Source organism: Frigoribacterium sp. PvP032 (assembly GCF_017833035.1).
GTDB lineage: Bacteria > Actinomycetota > Actinomycetes > Actinomycetales > Microbacteriaceae > Frigoribacterium.
Map to the genome: position 1 here is coordinate 3,078,743 of NZ_JAFIBM010000001.1, position 18,200 is coordinate 3,096,942.

An 18,200-nucleotide genomic window follows, 5' to 3' on the forward strand; every position below is an offset into this window, starting at 1 on the left:
GTTCGGGTCCTCCCGAGGCCCGTCGGCGACCGGAACCGACCACTCGACGGGCACGAGCACGGGTCCGGGCCCAGCACGTCCGGTCAGGACGGCGTAGGCAGGGCCCCCAGCACGATCGCGGCAGCGCGGGCGACGAGCGCGTCGTCGTAGCGGGCGGCGGGGTCGTTCCGCGTCGTGAGCACGGTGACCACGACCGGCGCCCGGCCGGGAGGGGTGACCACCGCGACGTCGTTGCGGATGCCGCCAGCGCCTCCTGACTTGTCGGCCACCACCCAGCCGTCGGGCGCACCGGCGCGGATCAGGGTGTCGCCGGTCGCGTTGCCGCTCATCCAGTCGAGCAGCAGCGCCCGGTCCGAGTCGTCGAGCCAGCCGCCGTCGAGCAGCGCCACGAGGTCGGCGGCGAAGGCGGCGGGCGTGCTCGTGTCGTCGGTGCTGCCGGGCTCGATCGTGTTGAGCTCGGGCTCCCGGTCGACGACCTCGGTGGTCGTGTCGCCGAGGTCCTGCAGCCCCTGGTCGAGGCCGGCCGGCCCGCCGATCCGGTCGAGGACGACGTTCAGCGCCGTGTTGTCGCTCTGCCGCACGGCCGCCTCGGCGAGCTGCGAGAGAGGCAGGCCGTCGGCGACGTGCTCGCTCGTCAGGGGCGAGTAGCCGGCCGCCTCGACGTCGGCCGCGGTCCAGGTGACGACCTCGTCGCGCTGGTCGACGGGGACGTCGTGCAGGAACTGGGCGGCCGCGAGGGCCTTCAGCGACGAGGCGTAGCCGAAGCGCTCGTCGGCGCGGTGCGAGACCGTCGCGCCGTTGCCCGTGTCGACGACGCTGATGCCGACGCGTGCGTCGAACTCGGCCTCGAGCGCGGCGAGGTCGTCGGCGACGTCCCCGGAGACGTCGACGGCCGTGGGCGTCGCCGTCGACGACGGGCCGGGCGTCGTCATCGGGGGCCCGGACACGCCGTCGGACGGCACGGTCGGCTGGCTGCAGCCGCTGACGACGGCGCCGACGAGCACGGCCGTGGCCAGCGCCGCCGTGGTCGTGACGACGTGGTTCCGGGTACGGGTGGTTGTCCTGGTCCTCATGGGGCTCCTCCTGATGTGCCCTCCGCCCCGACCGCGGTCGCGACCGGGCGGAGACGACTCGGACAGCTTGGCCGCCGACTCGTCCGCTCGACGGCGGACGACACGAGGAGGCGCGGAGTTCGTCCCCGAGGACGACCCCCTCTCCGACCTCAGACCGGCTGCAGGGCCTCGTGCTCGCCCTCGGGCAGCTCGACGCCGATCTCGTCGCCGGGGGCGACCCGCCCGCCGACGCGCACCACGGCCATGACGCCGGCCTTGCGCACGACACGGCCGTCGTCGGCCTTGGCGACGAGCTCGCGCATCAGCCCGGCCTCGAGCCCGTCGATCTGGACGCACGGGTTGCGCAGCCCGGTGACCTCGACGACGGCGTCGGACCCGAGCCGCAGCCCCGTGCCGCGCGGCAGCCCGAGCAGGTCGACCCCGCGCGTCGTCACGTTCTCGCCGAGCTCGCCGGGGGCGACCTCGAAGCCGGAGCCGCCCACCTCGTCGAACAGCTCGGCGTGGACGAGGTGCACCTGGCGCAGGTTCGGCTGCGAGGGGTCGCGGACGACCCGCGACCGGTGCTGCACGGTGGCGCCGGCGTGGGCGTCGCCCTCGACGCCGAGCCCGGCGACCAGCACGATCTCGTCGACCACCGGCTTCGAGAACCGGTGCTCGGGATCGCGGCTGACGGAGACGACGGAGGCGGAGGTCATGTCCCCATCATGCGTCGTGACGGGCGCCGGGTCGAGGGGGCGCCTCCTGGTGTCGGTGGCGCGTCGTAGCGTCACGGCATGGCCGAGCCGATCGAGAGCTGGTGGGCCCGCCGTCAGCGGTCCCGCGCCGCCGAGGTGCCCTACGCGCCCGGCGCCTACCGCGACGCGTGGGCGCGCTACCCCGTGCTCGTGCGGCAGTACCGGCCAGAACACAACCGGGGGCTGTTGCTCAGCCAGGTGCCTCCCGCGGCCGACGTCTGGCTGACCTGGCTCTGCGACGTCGGGCACCTCTTCGTCGCGACTCCCGACGAGCAGCGGCACCGGCCGGGGCGCGAGCGACGGCGCTCGTCGTGGTGCCCGACCTGCGCCGAGCTCGCGTCGCCCAGGCGGCTGCCCGCCGTCCCGATGGATCCCGCGCCGAAGCGTCCACGTGAGGTCGCCGCTCCGCGGCCCGGACCGGTCGTCGACGGCGGCGAACGAGCTGCCCTGCTGCGACGCGTCGGGATGTCGTCGCCTTCCGCGCCGCCGGCCCCGCGGGCACCCCGCACAGCCCGTGCCCCGAGGAGGCGCGACCAGGTCTGCGACCGCACCCCCGACCTGCCGGTCGGCGAGGCGTTCTCGAGTGCGTGCGCACCGCCTCCTGCGTCCGCCGTCGAGGAGCAGCTGCGAGCCGACCTCTCCGCAGCCATCACGTTCACCGCGGGCGTCAACGCGGTGCGCCTCGCGCGGCCGTTCTTCGAGCACGTCGAGGCGTGGCCCGACGTGCTGCTGCCCGAGCTGCGCGTCGCGGTCGAGTACGACTCCACGGGCCGACACGGGCTCGAGCACGTCGGCCACCGCGAGGAGGCGGACCGCCGCAAGGACCGTGCGCTCCGCTCCGCAGGGTGGGAGGTCGTCCGCGTCCGCACCGGCGGCCTCGAGGCGCTCGGCCCGCACGACCTGGTCGTCCCCGGGCTGACGCGGAGCACGGTGCCGCAGCTGCTCGACGTGTTCCGCACGGTGCGCGGCGACCTCTACGTCGACGCCTGGCTGCGCTGAGCGGTGCCCGCGCCCGCGGCTGCACCTGCGGCGGCGGCGGCTGCCGTCAGCCGCGGAGCGCGAGGGCCTCGCTGCGCCAGCGGTCGTACGTGTGCCACGGGTCGTCCGAGCCGGCCCGGAGCGACGCCGCGTGCGCGAGGAGCTCGGGCGCGGCCGCGAACCACTCCGTGCGGGCGAAGCGGTGCTCGGCGAACTGCACGTGGCGGCGGTGCTCGACGAGCCGGTCGCCCCGTTCGAACGCGAGCAGGTCGTCGTGCCAGATGCGGGCCAGCCGACGGCGCGGGTCGGACGAGGTGCCGATCTTGACCCGGTCGTCGAAGCGGAGGTAGTAGACGACGTCGACCCGCGGCGGCGGGAGCTCGCCGTCAGGCGAGTCGCCGTGCCGCCACTCGCAGACCGCGCAGAGCCAGCCCGACGGCCAGTGCACCCCGAGACGCGAGCCGCAGGCGACGCACGGCGACGGCAGCAGGTCGGTGAGGCCGTGCTCGCGCTCCGACCAGTCCGCAGCGGCGTCGAGGTGCCGCGCGCACAGCCGGACCGGCGCATCGGACGCGACCGGACGACCGCAGTCGCCCGCGAGGCAGACGAAGGAGGCGCCTCCTGCGTTCGTCGACCTGCTCACGTCGTCACCGTAGGTCCCGCCCCCGACATCGGGGCTGGTCGCCGACGTGTCGCCGCGGGTCGCCGACGTCGCGGCTCAGTCCCGCGTGTGCGCCTCGCCCCCGCCGGGACGCACCTTCGCGGTGTCCGCGACGTCGATGCGGGTCACTCCGTCGGCCCGCTCCTCGGTGGTGATGCGGGGGGCGGCGTCGGTCTCGTCCGACTTCGGCGCACGCGTCAGCTGGTCGTGCCGCTTCTCGTCGGCCGTCATGCCCGTGGGGTCGTCGTGGCCGGTGGGGTCGTCGTGCTCGGTCGCGTCGCTGCTCATGCGGACGAGGCTACGCCGCCGCCGCATCGGGTTCCGAGCATCCCGTCGCGCTGCGACGAGACGCGGCGCTCGCGACCTGATGCGACACGACGCGCGCACCTCGCCCGCAGCTCACCCGCACCCACCCGGCGGCCGCCGTGCCCCCCGAACGCGGGCCGTCCACACTAGGACCGTGACCGACGACGACCACCGCCCCGCGTCCGCCCCGCCCGCACCCACGCCTGCCGGTGTGACGGCGGAGCAGACCCTCCGCACCGAGCCTCACGGCCCGCGCCCCGACCACGTGGGCGTCGTCGCCTTCGTGCTCGCCGTGCTCGTCACGACGGGCGTCCAGATCGGCGGCACCGTCCTGCTGGTCGTCCTGGGGCGGGGCGACGGCATCGGCTCCCTCCTCGTCGCGTGCCTCGGCCTCCTCCTCCTCGCCGTGCCGCCCCTCGTGCTCGGCGCCGTGCTCGCCGCGTGGGACCTGTCGACCACGGACGACGGACAGCGGCGACACCGCAGGTTCCTCTGGTCGGTCCTCGGCGCCCAGGTGGTCGGAGCCGGCCTGGTGGTGGGATCCGCGACGGCGACGGGGTCGCCTGTCTGGCTCGTCGCCTCCTTGATCGCGATCGGTGCCGTCCTCATGGTCGTCGCACTCGTGGCGGGTCCCGCCCTCGGCGAGCGCGCCCGCCGACGAGCTGGCGAACTGGACGGCCCGTCGACCTGGAGCAGCGTGGCTCCGGCCGAGATCCGGCGCGCCGGCCGGACGGTGGCGCTCACGTTCGCACTGACTTTCGTGCCGGTCGCGGTGGGCCTGTCGTTCGTGCCGACGGACGACGACGACACCACCTTCCTGCTCGTCGCGGCCGGCCTCGCTTTCATCGCCGCCTCCGTGGCCTGCGTCGTCATCTCGCTGAGGATGCAGCGCCAGTTCGTCGCCCTGCTCGGACGCGACCAGGACAGGGCACGGCGGATCGGACGCGCTGTGCTGAGCCGTCGCGCCGTCGACCTGAGCCCCGACGAGGAGCGGCTGTCCGCGCAGTGGGCCTCGCTGAGCGCCGTGACGCTGCCCGTGCAGTTCGCACAGACGGAGCTCCTCTTCGCCGGCCTCGTCAGCCAGCAGCTGGTCCAGGCCCTCGGCGACGACGACGGCTTCTCGACCTTCGCCCGCGTCCTGGTCGTCGTGATGGCGATCGGGATGATCGCGTTCGTCCCCGTGTTCCTCGTCCGCATCCGTCGCGTGCGCCGATGGGCAGCCGCGCGGGCGAACCTGCTCGTGCCCGCTGGCCCCGCTGATCCCGCCGCACCGACCCGCCCTGCAGTCGGCGAGCACCCGTGACCGGGCTGCGCACGGAGCCGTTCCCCACTCGTCGGGACCTAGGCCGCCGCGGCTGGGACGAATGGCGGACCGGCGTCGGGCAGCTCCTCACGCCGCGTCGAAGTCTCGTGCTCGCTGCGGCGGCGCTCGTCGTCGGCTCGGCGGCCGCCCTGGGGATCGACCGCCTCCTCTCGGGCGTCGACCCGCTCGGCTGGTCGGGCGCGGTCAGGGCGGTCGCGGCGCTCAGCTTCGCCTCGATGGCCGTCGCCTTCGTCGTCCCGGTGGCCGTCGGCCTCTGGCTGCGACGTGAGCGTCGGTCGCTGGCGCCGGTGTCGTGGCGGGACGACCGGCTCGTCGTCGACTACTCGAGCGAGGGCGCGCCGGAGCTTTCCGCGACCCTGGCCCCGCGCCTCCTCGCCTCGGCCCGGAAGCAGCGGCTCGGGCACGTCGGGATGCTCACGATCGGCCTCGGCATGGCCGCCGCGTTCGCGGTCGGCCTCGTCGGCGTCATCGCGATCACCATCGTGGAGGGGTTCCCGGGCCTCAGTTTTGCCGGCGCCCTGCTCTCGGCCGTCAGCCTGCCGTTCACGACGGTCGTGAGCCTCGAGGCCCTGGGCCGCACCGCCGTCGCGCTCGACCTCGCCGAAGCACACCCCGCCGCGGCGCACCCCGCAGGCATCGAGTTGCCCCGGGATGCTGCCTCCCCCCCGTCGAAGTGAAAGATCGGGGCAACTCGATGACCGACGCGGGGCCCCGGAGGCGCCTGCCATCGGATTGATTGCCCACAACTAAGTTGCGCGCAATGTGCTAACGTCGAGCTCATGACCGCGGCCGCCCCGACCACCCCCCTGCTCGACGAGCAGATCTGCTTCGCGCTCTACGCCGCGTCGCGGGCGCTGACCACCCGCTACCGCGAGCTGCTCGAGCCGCTCGGCATCACCTACCCGCAGTACCTCGTGATGCTGGTGCTGTGGGAGCAGGGGCCGACCGGCGTCTCGGGACTCGGCGAGCGCCTCCACCTCGACTCGGGCACGCTGTCCCCCCTGCTGCGGCGACTCGAGGCGCAGGGGCTCGTCACCCGCACGCGAGTGCCCGACGACGAGCGCAGCGTCCGCGTCGAGCTCACCGCCGACGGCGAGGCGCTCCGGGCCTCGGCCGCCGGCATCCCCGCGAGCATCTGTGCGGCGACCGGCCTCGACCCCGCGGCGATCGCGGCCCTCACGGCCCAGGTCGGCGAGCTGGGCGACAGCGTCCGCGCCGCCTCCTAGACCGCCCGCAGCCCCCGCTACTCCACCGACTCCCCCATCCCCACACGAAAGAAGGACACGATGCCCACTCGCACCTCCCGCACCGCATGGAACGGCAGCCTCGAGACCGGCGAGGGCCAGGTCGAGCTCTCGAGCTCGAAGCTCGGCACCTACGACGTCTCGTTCCCGAAGCGCGCCGCCGACGACGCCAACGGCTCGACCAGCCCTGAAGAGCTGCTCGCGGCCGCCCACTCCGCCTGCTACGCCATGCAGTTCAGCGCCGTCCTCGGCCAGGCCGGCGGCACGGTCGAGGCGCTCGACGTCAAGGCCGACGTCTCGCTCGGCCCGGACTCGGCCGGCGGCTTCAAGCTCACCGGCATCGCCCTCACCGTGCGCGGCGAGGTCTCGGGCATCGACGAGGCGCAGTTCCAGGCTGCCGCCAAGGACGCCAAGGAGACCTGTCCCGTGAGCAAGGCGCTGACCGGCGTCGAGATCACGCTCGACGCGACGTTCGAGGGCTAGGCAGCACCCGCCGGCGTCAGCCGGTACGAGCGACCAGGCCCGCTCCCCGCGACCGCACACGGATCACCGTGGTCGGCCGGGGGGCGGGCCCCGTCGTGTGGCTGATCCGTCACGTACCTGATCCGTCGCGTACCTGATCCGTCTCGTGACGGATCAGGCCTGGCACGGGCCCGGGTGCTGCCGCAGCGCAGCCCCGATCTGGGGCCAGGCCGGGGCCAGTCACGAGGAGGCGGCACTCCGAACCCGAGACGACGACGCAACGCTCGGGCACGGACGACCGGGCGCTCCCTCCACGGAAGGCCCCGACGATGCACGACGAGACGCGCCCCACGGCGACCCCCACCTGCCCCGACTGCCACGGCCCGGCGCGACTCGTCGACAACCCGTACTACGGCTCCGGACTGAGCGTGCACCCGTGGGTGCTCACCTGCACGGCCTGCTCGTCGTCGACGTTCGTGCCGCGTCAGGAGCCGCGCACCCGGTCGGTCCCGTGCCCGGTCCGCGGCCGCAGCGCGTGGGCGCGACTCGCCGCACGGCTAGGCCGACGCTGACCCGTCCGTCCTCGGCTCAGCGCAGCCGTCCGACGACGCTCTCGTCGAGCCCGTCGAGCAGCGCCGCCACGTCGTCCCACACCTCGACCGCGCCGGCCTCGGTCAGCGACGCGCGCGACGTCCCGCCCGAGCGGACGCCGACGCAGGTGACCCCGGCACGACCGGCCGCCTCCACGTCCCAGACCGCGTCTCCGACCATCACCGCGTGGGCGGCGTCGACACCGGCCTTCTCGAGAGCCCCCTGCACGATGCCGGGGTCCGGCTTCGCCGTCTCGGCGTCCTCGGACGAGGTCACGGCCCACAGCGCGCCCTCGACGTCGAGCAGGTCGCGCAGCACGGCCAGCTCCTCCTCGGGGGCGCTGGTCGCGAGCACGACCCGGTGGCCGCGGCGCGTGAGCTCGTCGAGCAGCTCGGTCACCCGGACGAACACGTGCAGGTCGGTGTCGCCGTGGGGCAGGTAGTGCGCGGAGTGGCGCTCCTTCGCCTCGTCGCCCCGCGCCTCCGCGATCTCGTCGCCCAGCAGGCTCGCGAGCAGCAGCGTGGAGTCCTCGCCGATCGCCTCGTGGATCCGCCAGCTGTCGACCGGGTGCCCGATGTCGGTGAACGCCTTCGACCAGGCGTCGACGTGGGCGTAGTTCGAGTCGACCAGCGTCCCGTCGATGTCGAAGAGGACGGCGGTGGTCGGGGCGTCGGTCGAGGAGGCGTGGGTCGCGTCGGTCATGCCTCCACCCTGTCCCTGCAGTGACTGCACCGACCGCCCCTCCCCCGGCTGGGCGCTGCCTCCGAGCCTCCTGGGAGCGGGAACACCTGACCGCCTCGCGGGCGTTGGCTGATGACATGACTACGTACGGAATCATCGGAGCAGGCAACATCGGCAGCCAGGTCGCCAGGGCGCTCATCGAGCACGGCCACGACGTCGTGATCAGCAACTCGCGCGGGCCGGAGACCCTGACCGACCTGATCGCCGACCTGGGTGACAAGGCGCGTGCCGCGACGTCCGAGGAGGCGGCGGAGGCTGGCGAGGTCGTCGTCGTCACGGTCCCGCTGAAGAACTACGAGCAGGTGCCGGTCGCCCCCCTCGCCGGCAAGGTCGTCATCGACACCAACAACTACTACTTCGAGCGCGACGGCCACATCGCCGCCCTCGACAACGGCCTCGACACGGTGTCGGGCATGCTGCAGCGCCACCTGCCCGAGAGCAAGGTCGCCAAGGGCTTCAACCACATCATGGCGAAGGACATCACCACCGACGGCAAGCCCGCTGGCACCGAGGGCCGCCGTGCGCTCGCCACGTCGAGCGACTTCGAGGAGGCCGCCGAGCTCATGCAGCGCCTCTACGACGAGATCGGCTTCGACACCGTGAACGTCGGCCCGCTGAGCGACAGCTGGCGCGTCGAGCGCGACCAGCCCGCCTACGTCGTGTCGCAGACCCGCTCCGAGCTCGTCGAGAACCTGGCCAAGGCCACGCGCGCGACGGCGACGAACGAGCCGGCGCCGCACGCCGACGAGGCGTAGCCGCAGCTCACCTGCAGGAGGCGCCCCGCACCTCCTGCAGGTGCACCGCCTCATGCGTGTGTGACAGGACGCCACGAACCGCGTTCCGAACCATCAACCGCGATAAAACGCGGTTCATGGTGCGGAACGCGGTTCTTCGTGCATCCAGCGCGTGCGGGTCGGGGACGTGCGACCCCGCTAGCGCGTGACGGCGACGAACCCGCCGCCGCGCACCAGCACCACCGACTGGCCCGACACCGTCCGCTGCGACACGAGCGCCCCGCGCGAGTCGTAGCTCGCGACGGTCGACCGCGCCCCGCGCACGCCGACCGTGGTGGGCAGCGGCAGCTTCGAGGTCGACGAGACGAGCTCGGTCGCCCGTCCGCCGGCCCCGGTCAGCGCGAGGCGCTGCACGAGCGGCCGTACGATCAGCGCGTCCACCGTCACCGGCTGCGACCCGCGTGCCGTCACCGTCACGGACGTGGCACCCGGCCCGACCGGGATCGGCAGCGTCTGCGGCAGCAGCGCCCCGGAGGCGGCGGTCACGCCCTGCGCGCCGACGCGTGTCGTCAGCGTGCCGAGCGGCACCCGTCCGGCCTTCCAGGTCGAGGTCGACACGACTCCCTCGGCACCGAGCAGCACCGGCTCCACGTGGCGGAGCCCCGACCCGGCAGGCACCGGGATCGTGGCGCTCTGTCCCGGCTGCAGCGTCAGCGCGGCGCCGCCGCTGTACTGCGACTCGCCCGTCCACGCCGAGTCGGGGGTGACGACGGTGCCGGTCGTGGGCGACGCGCCCTCGGCCTCGATCGTCGTCAGCCCGTCGCGTGACGCGACCGCGGTCGACGCCTGTGCCAGCGCCGACACGTCGGGGGCCCCGTCCAGCGCGATCATCGACAGCAGGCCGTGGATCGTGCTCTCGGCCCCGCTGTTGCGGTTGACCGAGCCGTCGGCCTGCACCCCGTCGTTCGTCACGCCGGTCGCCGGGTCGTAGACCGGCTTGCCCGAGCGGTTCGTGCCGAAGTACCAGCTGGCCGCGACGGCGGCCACCTGCCGGAAGCCCGCCCCGCCCGAGGCGTCCGCCACGGCGAGCGCCGACTGCAGGCGCGAGTCGGCGCCGTAGGCGATCTGCGTCTGGTCGACGGGAGTCGGGTACCACGCGTTGTCCGGCCCGCTGGCGGTCAGCAGGGTCGTCGTGAAGGAGGCGGTGTCGACGACCGCAGGAGCCAGCAGGTCGCTGCGCCCCAGCACAGTCGACGCGCGAGCCAGGGCCGCGGGCATCTGCGACGCCCACGAGTGCCACATCGAGCGCGAGTTCGTCCACGGCAGCACGGCGCCGTAGGGCCAGGTCTGCGGGTCGCCCGACGCCATGCGTGCCACGCCCTCGGCGAGCTGAGTCGTCGCGGTGCGCACGACCGCGTCGTCGGGGGCGACGGCCACGTACGAGCTGAGGCCGAGCACGGCCTCGGCCGTGGCGTCGGCGCCGTCGACGATCAGCCACGCGGGCACCTTCGTGCCGTCGGCGACGTCGTACTGCCCGTAGCGCGAGAGCGTGTCGCGCTGCAGCGCGGTCACGCCGAGCTGGAGGCGCTGCTGCAGGAACGCGGCGAACTCCGGGTCCTCGTCGCGGAACGCCGCGTAGCCCTCGCCGAACGCCCAGATGCTGCGGGCGAGCCAGTAGCTGTTGCCGCTGTCGGAGGGGTCGGGCAGCTCGACCGGGACGGGGCTGCGGTTGAACGTGCCGTCCGGCTGCATCCACAGCACGACGTTGCCCGAGGCGGGGCCGGTCGTGGTCTGGAAGTACGCCGTCGCGCGCAGCAGCTCGTACGCCTTGTCGCGGCTCGCCTCAGCGCCGGTCTGCTGCCAGTCGCGCAGGTAGACGACCGCGGCCCGCGACACGTCGTCCGAGTTGTATGCGCCCTGCCCCCAGTAGCCCGTCGCGGTGTCGAGCGGACCGCCGCCCACGCGGGCGAACGTGCCGCCGTCACGGGCGTCGGCGTAGGTCCACGGCAGGGTCAGCGTCGGCTCGCTGTCGAGGCGGTACGACGTGTGCCCCTCCTCGGCCGCGGGCGTCGTCTGGTCGAGGAGGAAGTCGAGGTGCGCGAGGTTCGTCAGCGGCGCGGGCGCCGCGGCGGCCGTCGGCGCGGCAGCGCTCGGCGCAGCCGGCGCAGGTGCCGCAGGTGCCGCAGGAGGCGCGGCGGACGCCGGCAGCGCCCCCGTCACCCCCAGCGCGATCGCGGTCGTGGCGGCCAGGGCGAGCCCGGCCCATCGTGAGGTGCGTGCGGTCATCGTCGACCGCCTCCTTCTGTCTCGTCGTGCATGGTCGTCGAGTTGCCCCGGGATGTCGGGTCGACTCGTTTCAGGTGACGTTTCGGGGCAACTCGCCCGCAGGCGCAAGCGCAAGCGTGTGCGTCAGGCGCGGTCGAGCCGGGCGACGCCGATCTTCGAGTCGGCCATGCCGTAGAAGACGAACGGCACCCCGTCCACCTCCTCGATCGCGGTGGGGAACACCACGTTCGGCACGATGCCGTCGCGCTCGTCGGCGGTCTCGGCCTCGAGCAGGGGCACGGCCGAGCGGGTCACGACGCGGGACGGGTCGTCCGCGTCGAGGATCATGCCGCCCGCGGCGTAGTTGACGTTCTGCTGCTGGGCGAACACGTCGTCGATGACGCCCGTGACGCCGTGGTGCAGCAGCAGCCAGCCCTCCGGCACGCGGCGCGGGGGCGGGCCGCCGCCGATCTTGAGCTCCTCGAAAGGGAACTCCGGCCCGGCCACGGGGCGGTGCTGCCCCCAGCGGGCCAGGGCACGCTCGTCGGCCGCGACCGCGTCGACGGGCACGTAGCTGATCCAGATCGAGTGTCGGCCGTCGGTCACGCCGGCCGGCAGCGGGCTGCCCTCGCCCGGCACGGTGGCGCCGATGTGCCACATCGGCCGGTGCAGCACGGCGAAGCTCCGCACGCCGTCGGGCGCGGTGACCGGCGACGGGAAGAACGTCGTGTCCTTGTTGTGGAACAGGCCGAGGTCGGTGTCGAGCTCGTCGACGTAGTCGAAGGTCACGGGCCCGAGGCGGCGCCACTCGCGCAGGTCGTCGCTGACGGCGACGGCCGTGCGGGGGCCGAGCGGGCCGTACGCGACGTAGGTCATCACGTGCAGGCCGAGCTCGTCGACCCAGGTGACGCGCGGGTCCTCGACGCCCGAGTGCGTGGCGCCGCGCTCCCAGCCGCGGTCGGGGGCGAGGACGACGCCCTGGCGCTCGACGCCGACGGGCACGCCGTCGTCGACGAGCACGCGGGCGAGGCCGACGCGCGAGACGTTGCCGGCGGCGACGAGCCGCGGCAGCAGGTACAGCTCGCCGTCGGGCCCGCGGCCCGAGCCGGGGTTGAGCACGCCCTCGGCCTCGAGCGGCTCGTCGGGGTCGGGCACCATGACGACGCCGAGGCGCGTCAGGCGGTAGGGGAACGGAGGAGGTGCGGTGTCGGTCACGGGGGATCTCCTGTCAGCCCTTCACGCTCGAGCCGACGTCGGTCGAGATGAAGTAGCGCTGGAACACGATGAACAGCAGCACGACGGGGGCGGCGAGCACGACGGCTCCGGCCAGGGTCGCGCCGAAGGGGTTGGCGGCGGTGGCGGCGACGTTCGAGATGTAGTTCGCCAGCGAGACGGCGAGCGGCTGCATCGACGCCTCCTTGGTGATCAGGAACGGCCAGAGGAACTCGTTCCACGGCCCGATGAACGTCAGCAGCAGGGCCGTGACGAGCGCGGGGCGGACGAGCGGCAGGGCGATGTTCCACAGCAGCCGGAACTCGCCGGTGCCGTCGATCCGTGCCGCCTCGAACAGCTCGCGGGGCAGCTGCAGGAAGTACTGCCTGAAGATGATCACCGCCGTCGAGTTGATGGCGAACGGCAGGATCATGCCGAGGTAGTTGTCGCTCAGCCCGTAGTTCCGCGCGATGAGCACGTACAGCGGGATGACCAGCAGCTGGAACGGCACCACCTGCACGAGCAGCGCGAGCGCGAAGGTCACCCCGCGTCCCCGCCACTGCAGCACGGCGAGCGCGTAGCCGACGAGCACCCCGAACACGACGGTGCAGATCAGCACCCCTGCGGTGAAGATGCCCGAGTTGACGAGCCCCGTGAGCAGCCCGATGCGGCTGTCGATCGCGGCGTAGTTCTCGAGGGTGAGGTTCGACGGGTGCGGGAACGCGCCCGCGACGGTCGGGTCGGGCCGGGCCTGCAACGAGCCGATCACCATGTAGTAGAACGGGAAGAGGAACGCGAGCGCCCCGAGCGCGAGCACGACGCCTCGCAGCGTGGTCTGGGTCCTGGACATCTCAGTCCTCCTTGCCGCCGGCGAACCGGTTCTGCAGCAGCGCGATGATCAGCACGAGCACGACGAGCACGACGCCGATCGCGGCCGCCTGGTCGGGGTTCCCCTGCTCGATGCCCTTCTGGTACATCAGCAGCACGGGCGAGGTGGAGGCGCCGTTCGGGCCGCCTCCGCCGGTGAGCAGGTACGGCTCGGTGAACAGGTTCGCCCCGGTCACCGTCGACACGAGCAGCACCAGCACGGTCGCGGGGCGCACCCCGGGCACGGTGACGGTGAAGAACGAGCGGATCGGCCCTGCACCGTCGCTCGACGCCGCCTCGTAGAGCTCCTTCGGCACGTTCTGCAGCGCCGCGAGGTACAGCAGGATGTAGAACCCGAGCTGCTTCCACGTGACGAACAGCGCGATCGAGGGCATCGCCCAGGCCGAGTTGATCAGCCACGACGGCGACGGCGCCAGCGGCCCCAGCACCTGGTTGACCAGGCCGCTCCCGTTGAAGAGGAACAGCCAGACGGCCACGACGGCGACGCTGGCCGCGAGGTACGGCACGTAGAAGGCGACGCGGAGGAAGCCCTTGAAGTGCGACACCTTGTCGAGCGCCGACGCCAGCACCATGCTCAGCACGACCGTGAGCGGCACGTTGATGACCAGGAAGATCCCGACGTTGCCGAACGACCGGAGGACGGCCGGGTCGGTGAACGCCGTGACGAAGTTCGCCAGCCCGACGAAGGGCCGGTCGACGACTGCGCCCGGCGCCGTGAAGAAGTAGTCGTGGAACGCGATGTAGACCGCGTACACCAGCGGGTACGCGAAGACCGCGAGCACGAATATCAGGTACGGCGCGCTGAGGAGCAGGCCGAGCGGGTTCTTGCCCAGCAGCGAGCCTCGCCCGCGGGCCTTCCGACCCGAGGAGGCGGGGGGCGCCTCCTCGGGTCGGCTGCCGGTGACCGGGGCGGTCGCCCCGGCACGGAGGGAGGACACGGGTCTCAGCCCTGGGCCGCGAGCTCGTCGACCTTGTCGGCCGCGTCCTTCAGCGACGATCCGACGTCGCCCTCGCCGAAGATCACGCTCTTTGACCACGCGTCACGGAACGCCTGCAGCTCGGCCACGGTGTTCGGGCCAGCCGGCACCTCGATGGTGCGGGCAGCCTGGTCGCCGAAGAGCGCGTACGACGGGTTGGCGTCGAAGTAGTCGGAGTAGGTCGAGGCGAGGTCGGTGCGGATCGGCATCTGGCCCGTGGTCTCGAGCAGGGCGCGGTCGGAGTCCTCGCTGGTCGAGTACTTCAGGAACTCCCACGCCGTGCCCTGGTTCTCGCACGCCGTGTACATGCCGACGTTCTTGGCGTCGCTGAACGTGTAGGTGTCCTCCGGGCTGGTGCCGTCCTTCGTCGGCACCGGAACGGCGCCCCAGTTGACGTCCTCGTACACGTTGACGGCCCACGGCCCGACGATCGACATCGCGGCCTCGCCGTCGGCGAAGCTGTCGCCCGTGTACTGCTCCTGGCCGGCCAGGCCCTGGTCGTAGAGGTCGCGCCAGAAGCCGGCGACGTCCTCGCCGGCCCCGTCGGCGAAGGTGGCCTTGCCGTCCTCGACGAGGCCCGTGCCGCCGGTCTCGGCCGCGTAGAGCGGCATGAAGTCGAACTGCGACTGGAAGAACTCGCTGGTCGGCGCGGGGTGGATCGCGTAGTCGGAGACGCCGGCGTCGACGAGCGTCTTGCTCGTCGCGAGGAAGTCGTCGTAGGTCGACAGCTCGGGGTTCTCGGCGTCGAGCCCGGCCTTGGTGAAGAGGTCCTTGTTGTAGAAGATCATCACGGGGTTCGACTTCCAGGGCAGCTGGTAGTACTTGCCGTCGGCGTCCTGGTACTGCTCGGCGAGGTCGCCGCTGCGGTCCTCGATGTACTTCGCGCCGTCGTCGAAGCTCGACAGGTCGACGAGGCCGCCCTGCTTCTGGAACTGGCCGACAGCGCTCGGGGCCGTGTTGTAGACGAGGCAGGGCGCGTTGCCTGCCGTGATGGCGGCGCCGATCACTTCTTCGCTCGACTTGCCGGCCGGGATCTCCTGGCCCTTGACCTGCTCGTCGGGGTGGTCGGCGTTCCAGGACGCGACCGTGGCCTTGCCCCACTCGACCTCGGACTCGTTGTTCGAGTACCAGATGGTGATGGGGCCCTTCGCGGTGAGGGCGTCGCCTCCGCCGCCTCCCCCGCCGCCCGAGCAGGCGGTCAGGCCGAGGCCGGCGAGCAGGACGGTGGCTCCGATGAGTGCTGTGCGTCGTTGCACGGTGTTCTCCTTGGGTTCGGGTGGTGCGCTGCGGTGCAGGGGTCGTGCGGGTGAGGGTGTCGTGCGGGTCAGGTGGTGGGGGCGTCGGTCGTCGACGCCTCGCGGTAGACGTACAGGTCGCGGCGGCCAGGAGGCGCGTCCCAGCCCTGAGTGAAGGTCCAGCGGCCGTCGACCCGGCCGAGGCCGCCCCAGCAGAGCGAGCCGCCGGGCGTCAGGGCGAGCTGCTCGAACGGGCGCTCGACGTCGTAGAGCGCCTGGCTCGCGGCGAAGCGGCCCTCGGCGTCGTCGTGGAACACGTCGAGCACGAGACGCCCGTCGCCGGTGACGATCGCGGCGGCGACCTCGTGCAGGTGCCCGCCGACGCTCGACAGGTCGAGGTACGGGGTCGGCTCGAAGCGCCAGGTGCGCATGTCGTCCGACCGGCCGACGTGCAGCACCCCGTCGAAGCCCTCGCTGACGAACATCAGGTACTCGCCCCCGACGCGGACGGCGTCGCCGTGCTCGTCGCGCGGGATGACGGCGCCCTTCGCCCACAGGCGCGTCTGCTCGGGGTCGGCGATCGGGCCGAGGCGCTCCCAGGTGACGAGGTCGTCGCTGACGGCGAGCATCATGTCGCAGCCGACCGCCTCGACGGGGTAGCCGGCGCTCGGGAACGCGGCCCGCGCCTCCTCGGTGATCGGCCAGATGCCGTTGTAGAACAACCAGAAGCGGCCCTCGGCACGGTAGACCTTCGGGTCCTCGGTGCCGAGCAGCTCGAGGTCACGGGTCGGGCGGACGACCGGGTTCGCCGGGTCGTCGACCCAGGCGGCGCCGGTGTCGGTGCCGGAGTCGGCCAGTGTGCGGGTGGCGTGGCCGATGCGGCTGCCGAGGCTCTCCTTGACGGGCGAGGCGCGGTAGAAGAGGTGCAGGACGCCCTCGTGCTCGATCATCGTCGGGTTGTAGAGCGACGAGCTGGTCCAGCCGATGCCGTCGGGGTCGTCCCACTGCTGGTCGAGGGTGAACGTCAGGGCAGGGTCGGCGGCGAAGGGGCCGACGGCCCAGTCGGGGCGGTCAGCACCGTACGCCGCCTCGCCCGAGAAGGTGAGCTGGGCGAGCGCGCTCGTGAGTGCGTTGCGGTGCGCGAGCGCGTCGTCGAGCACCTGCCGGAGGCGGTCGCGCGTCAACGGGACGAGGTGCGCCTCAAGGGCGGTCGCCCCGGTCGCGTCGCGGTCCGCGCTGCCTGCTGGCACGGCGGCGGCTCGGGCGAGGTCGCGGGCGGCGGTGGTCGTCGCGGGGTCCATGGGCACCAACTTCGTCGTCGGGTGGCTGTCTACATCTACCGAAACGTTTCGGTAAAAGTGAAGCTAGCACGGAGCCGCGCGGAGCGTAACCCCGCCCCTTCACGAACCGCGCGGGCTGGAGAACCTCGTTCCGTTCAAAGAACCGCGTTGCTTCGAGGTTCTTTGAACGGAACGAGGTTCGGCGAGCAGCTCCGCGGAGCGGCGGCGGCGAGACGGCGTCAGCGCGGGGCGGGACCGGTGGAGGCGCGGACCAGGAGGCGCGCCGGCTCGATGTCCGCCTGCGCGACAGCGGGCACCGCGGAGCCGGCACCGGGCGAGGCCGCGGGCACTGCGTCGGGGCCCTCGACGGCGGCGAGCAGCAGCCGCGCGGCCTCCGCCCCGAGCAGGCGCGGCGCCGTCGTCAGCGTGGTGAGCGCCGGTCGCACGTAGGTGCCGAGCTCGATGCCGTCGAACCCGGCGACGCTGATGTCCTCGGGCACGCGCACGCCGCGGGCGTCCGCCTCCGCCATGAACCCGATCGCGGCGAGGTCGTTGGCGCAGAACACGGCAGTCGGCCGGTCGCGGCGGCCGGCAGCGCCGTCGCCGGCGCCCACGTCGCGAGCAGCGCCGCCGCCCAGCAGCTCCGCCGCGGCACGCCGTCCGCCCTCGTACGTGAAGTCCGCCTCGACGAGCACACCGGGGTCGCATCCCGCGGCGACGAGCGCCTCGCTCCAGGCCTCGACCCGGTGCACCGCGTGGACGAAGCGCGCCGGCCCCGCGACGTGCGCGAACCGTCGGTGCCCGAGCGACACGAGGTGGGCGACGAGCTCGTGGACGCCCGCCGAGACGTCCTGGTGCACCGCGGGCAACGGGAACCCGGGGGCGGGGTTGACCCCGACCGCCGGCAGCCCGAGCTGCTGCACGAGGGCGACGCGCGGGTCGTCGACGACGAGCTCGTTGAGGAACACCCCGTCCACCCGACGACCGGCCGCGAGACGCCGGTAGCGGTCGAGGGTCTCGTCGGCGGCCGAGCCCATCTGCAGGATGAGCGCGTAGCCGCGCGGGTCGAGCACCGACTCGAGACCGCCGATGAAGCTGCCGAAGAACGGGTCGGACTCGAGCACGAACGGGTCGCGGTGCACGACGAGCCCGACGCTGAAGGCCCGCTTCGCGCTGAGCGAGCGCCCTCGGACGCTGGGGACGAACCCGAGGTCGGAGGCGGCCTGCTTGATCCGCGCGCGCGTCTGCTCCGAGACGCCGGGGCGGTCGTTGAGCGCGCTGGAGACGGAGCTGATCGCGACACCTGCCCTGGCGGCGACCTCGACGATGGTGACCCTGTCCGTCACGTCGCGCCTCCTCGTCGTCGGCCTCGCCGTCGGTCGGCCTGTCGCTCGCGTCCTCGACATCCGTCGGGACCCGTCGATGCTACGGCAGCCCCGTCGCGCCCACCTCGCTCGGCAGCACGCTCGCCTCCTCGCTCGGCCGCACAGCGCAC

At 73.0% G+C, this 18,200-nt stretch carries 19 protein-coding genes; 7 read left to right on the top strand and 12 right to left on the bottom strand.

All coding sequences use genetic code 11. From position 1 onward, the window contains the following. Positions 1 to 83: 83 nt before the first annotated feature. A complete protein-coding gene (gene bla, locus JOE35_RS14205) occupies positions 84 to 1,073 on the bottom strand; it encodes a class A beta-lactamase (protein ID WP_209561597.1) in 990 nt (329 codons plus the stop codon). 149 nt (positions 1,074 to 1,222) lie between these two features. Then, positions 1,223 to 1,768: an MOSC domain-containing protein gene (locus JOE35_RS14210; RefSeq protein ID WP_209561598.1), complete on the bottom strand. Its 546-nt coding sequence runs from the start codon at positions 1,766 to 1,768 to the stop codon at positions 1,223 to 1,225. A gap of 78 nt (positions 1,769 to 1,846) precedes the next feature. On the opposite strand from JOE35_RS14210, the gene JOE35_RS14215 reads away from it, so the two are divergent. Further along, entirely contained in the window at positions 1,847 to 2,806 is a 960-nt protein-coding gene (locus JOE35_RS14215) for a hypothetical protein (protein WP_209561599.1), read from the top strand. Between the two features lie 46 nt (positions 2,807 to 2,852). Here the strand turns inward: JOE35_RS14215 and JOE35_RS14220 are convergent, their stop codons facing one another. Both JOE35_RS14220 and JOE35_RS14225 read right to left on the bottom strand, forming a co-directional pair. Next, the gene (locus JOE35_RS14220; protein WP_374099713.1) at positions 2,853 to 3,428 is read right to left on the bottom strand and encodes a GIY-YIG nuclease family protein; all 576 of its coding nucleotides are present in this window, start codon (positions 3,426 to 3,428) and stop codon (positions 2,853 to 2,855) included. Between the two features lie 75 nt (positions 3,429 to 3,503). Next, positions 3,504 to 3,734, bottom strand: coding sequence for a hypothetical protein (locus JOE35_RS14225; RefSeq protein WP_209562126.1), 231 nt, complete (start codon positions 3,732 to 3,734; stop codon positions 3,504 to 3,506). Between the two features lie 172 nt (positions 3,735 to 3,906). On the opposite strand from JOE35_RS14225, the gene JOE35_RS14230 reads away from it, so the two are divergent. The 5 genes from JOE35_RS14230 (at position 3,907) to JOE35_RS14250 (ending at position 7,354) form a co-directional block, all read left to right on the top strand. Next, positions 3,907 to 5,055 carry a hypothetical protein gene (locus JOE35_RS14230; protein WP_209561600.1) on the top strand — a complete coding sequence of 383 codons (1,149 nt, stop codon included), beginning with the start codon at positions 3,907 to 3,909 and terminating at the stop codon, positions 5,053 to 5,055. After that, positions 5,052 to 5,753 (top strand): hypothetical protein, encoded by a 702-nt coding sequence (locus tag JOE35_RS14235; protein WP_209561601.1) that lies wholly within the window; start codon positions 5,052 to 5,054, stop codon positions 5,751 to 5,753. The genes JOE35_RS14230 and JOE35_RS14235 overlap by 4 nt, the downstream gene beginning before the upstream one ends. 102 nt (positions 5,754 to 5,855) lie before the next feature. Next, the gene (locus JOE35_RS14240; RefSeq protein ID WP_209561602.1) at positions 5,856 to 6,302 is read left to right on the top strand and encodes a MarR family winged helix-turn-helix transcriptional regulator; all 447 of its coding nucleotides are present in this window, start codon (positions 5,856 to 5,858) and stop codon (positions 6,300 to 6,302) included. Between the two features lie 60 nt (positions 6,303 to 6,362). Then, positions 6,363 to 6,803, top strand: a complete 441-nt coding sequence (locus JOE35_RS14245) for an OsmC family peroxiredoxin (RefSeq protein WP_209561603.1) — start codon at positions 6,363 to 6,365, stop codon at positions 6,801 to 6,803. A gap of 308 nt (positions 6,804 to 7,111) precedes the next feature. Then, positions 7,112 to 7,354 (top strand): hypothetical protein, encoded by a 243-nt coding sequence (locus JOE35_RS14250; RefSeq protein WP_209561604.1) that lies wholly within the window; start codon positions 7,112 to 7,114, stop codon positions 7,352 to 7,354. A 16-nt stretch (positions 7,355 to 7,370) separates the two neighbouring features. On the opposite strand, the gene JOE35_RS14255 is transcribed toward JOE35_RS14250, so the two are convergent. Then, entirely contained in the window at positions 7,371 to 8,075 is a 705-nt protein-coding gene (locus JOE35_RS14255) for an HAD family hydrolase (RefSeq protein ID WP_209561605.1), read from the bottom strand. Positions 8,076 to 8,191: 116 nt separating this feature from the next. On the opposite strand from JOE35_RS14255, the gene JOE35_RS14260 reads away from it, so the two are divergent. Continuing rightward, a complete protein-coding gene (locus tag JOE35_RS14260; RefSeq protein WP_209561606.1) occupies positions 8,192 to 8,869 on the top strand; it encodes an NADPH-dependent F420 reductase in 678 nt (225 codons plus the stop codon). Between the two features lie 177 nt (positions 8,870 to 9,046). Here the strand turns inward: JOE35_RS14260 and JOE35_RS14265 are convergent, their stop codons facing one another. The 7 genes from JOE35_RS14265 to JOE35_RS14295 form a co-directional block, all read right to left on the bottom strand. Then, positions 9,047 to 11,134, bottom strand: a complete 2,088-nt coding sequence (locus JOE35_RS14265; RefSeq protein WP_209561607.1) for a hypothetical protein — start codon at positions 11,132 to 11,134, stop codon at positions 9,047 to 9,049. 123 nt (positions 11,135 to 11,257) lie between these two features. Beyond that, positions 11,258 to 12,271 (bottom strand): glycosidase, encoded by a 1,014-nt coding sequence (locus tag JOE35_RS14270; protein WP_209562101.1) that lies wholly within the window; start codon positions 12,269 to 12,271, stop codon positions 11,258 to 11,260. Positions 12,272 to 12,341: 70 nt separating this feature from the next. After that, a complete protein-coding gene (locus JOE35_RS14275) occupies positions 12,342 to 13,175 on the bottom strand; it encodes a carbohydrate ABC transporter permease (RefSeq protein WP_123547795.1) in 834 nt (277 codons plus the stop codon). Position 13,176: 1 nt separating this feature from the next. After that, positions 13,177 to 14,151 (bottom strand): carbohydrate ABC transporter permease, encoded by a 975-nt coding sequence (locus JOE35_RS14280; RefSeq protein WP_209561608.1) that lies wholly within the window; start codon positions 14,149 to 14,151, stop codon positions 13,177 to 13,179. A gap of 5 nt (positions 14,152 to 14,156) precedes the next feature. Continuing rightward, on the bottom strand, positions 14,157 to 15,446 hold the full coding sequence (locus JOE35_RS14285; RefSeq protein ID WP_307803101.1) for a sugar ABC transporter substrate-binding protein: 1,290 nt from the start codon (positions 15,444 to 15,446) through the stop codon (positions 14,157 to 14,159). A 68-nt stretch (positions 15,447 to 15,514) separates the two neighbouring features. Continuing rightward, positions 15,515 to 16,726: a hypothetical protein gene (locus JOE35_RS14290; RefSeq protein WP_209561609.1), complete on the bottom strand. Its 1,212-nt coding sequence runs from the start codon at positions 16,724 to 16,726 to the stop codon at positions 15,515 to 15,517. 218 nt (positions 16,727 to 16,944) lie between these two features. After that, positions 16,945 to 18,051 carry a LacI family DNA-binding transcriptional regulator gene (locus tag JOE35_RS14295; RefSeq protein ID WP_307803102.1) on the bottom strand — a complete coding sequence of 369 codons (1,107 nt, stop codon included), beginning with the start codon at positions 18,049 to 18,051 and terminating at the stop codon, positions 16,945 to 16,947. Positions 18,052 to 18,200 lie beyond the last annotated feature (149 nt).

Bases quoted from the DNA above. Each gene is read 5' to 3' on its own strand.
- bla (WP_209561597.1), bottom strand. From the start codon at position 1,073: ATGAGGACCAGGACAACCACCCGTACCCGGAACCACGTCGTCACGACC.
- JOE35_RS14210 (WP_209561598.1), bottom strand. From the start codon at position 1,768: ATGACCTCCGCCTCCGTCGTCTCCGTCAGCCGCGATCCCGAGCACCGG.
- JOE35_RS14215 (WP_209561599.1), top strand. From the start codon at position 1,847: ATGGCCGAGCCGATCGAGAGCTGGTGGGCCCGCCGTCAGCGGTCCCGC.
- JOE35_RS14225 (WP_209562126.1), bottom strand. From the start codon at position 3,734: ATGAGCAGCGACGCGACCGAGCACGACGACCCCACCGGCCACGACGAC.
- JOE35_RS14240 (WP_209561602.1), top strand. From the start codon at position 5,856: ATGACCGCGGCCGCCCCGACCACCCCCCTGCTCGACGAGCAGATCTGC.
- JOE35_RS14245 (WP_209561603.1), top strand. From the start codon at position 6,363: ATGCCCACTCGCACCTCCCGCACCGCATGGAACGGCAGCCTCGAGACC.
- JOE35_RS14250 (WP_209561604.1), top strand. From the start codon at position 7,112: ATGCACGACGAGACGCGCCCCACGGCGACCCCCACCTGCCCCGACTGC.
- JOE35_RS14255 (WP_209561605.1), bottom strand. From the start codon at position 8,075: ATGACCGACGCGACCCACGCCTCCTCGACCGACGCCCCGACCACCGCC.
- JOE35_RS14260 (WP_209561606.1), top strand. From the start codon at position 8,192: ATGACTACGTACGGAATCATCGGAGCAGGCAACATCGGCAGCCAGGTC.
- JOE35_RS14265 (WP_209561607.1), bottom strand. From the start codon at position 11,134: ATGACCGCACGCACCTCACGATGGGCCGGGCTCGCCCTGGCCGCCACG.
- JOE35_RS14270 (WP_209562101.1), bottom strand. From the start codon at position 12,271: ATGGTGCCCGACCCCGACGAGCCGCTCGAGGCCGAGGGCGTGCTCAAC.
- JOE35_RS14275 (WP_123547795.1), bottom strand. From the start codon at position 13,175: ATGTCCAGGACCCAGACCACGCTGCGAGGCGTCGTGCTCGCGCTCGGG.
- JOE35_RS14290 (WP_209561609.1), bottom strand. From the start codon at position 16,726: ATGGACCCCGCGACGACCACCGCCGCCCGCGACCTCGCCCGAGCCGCC.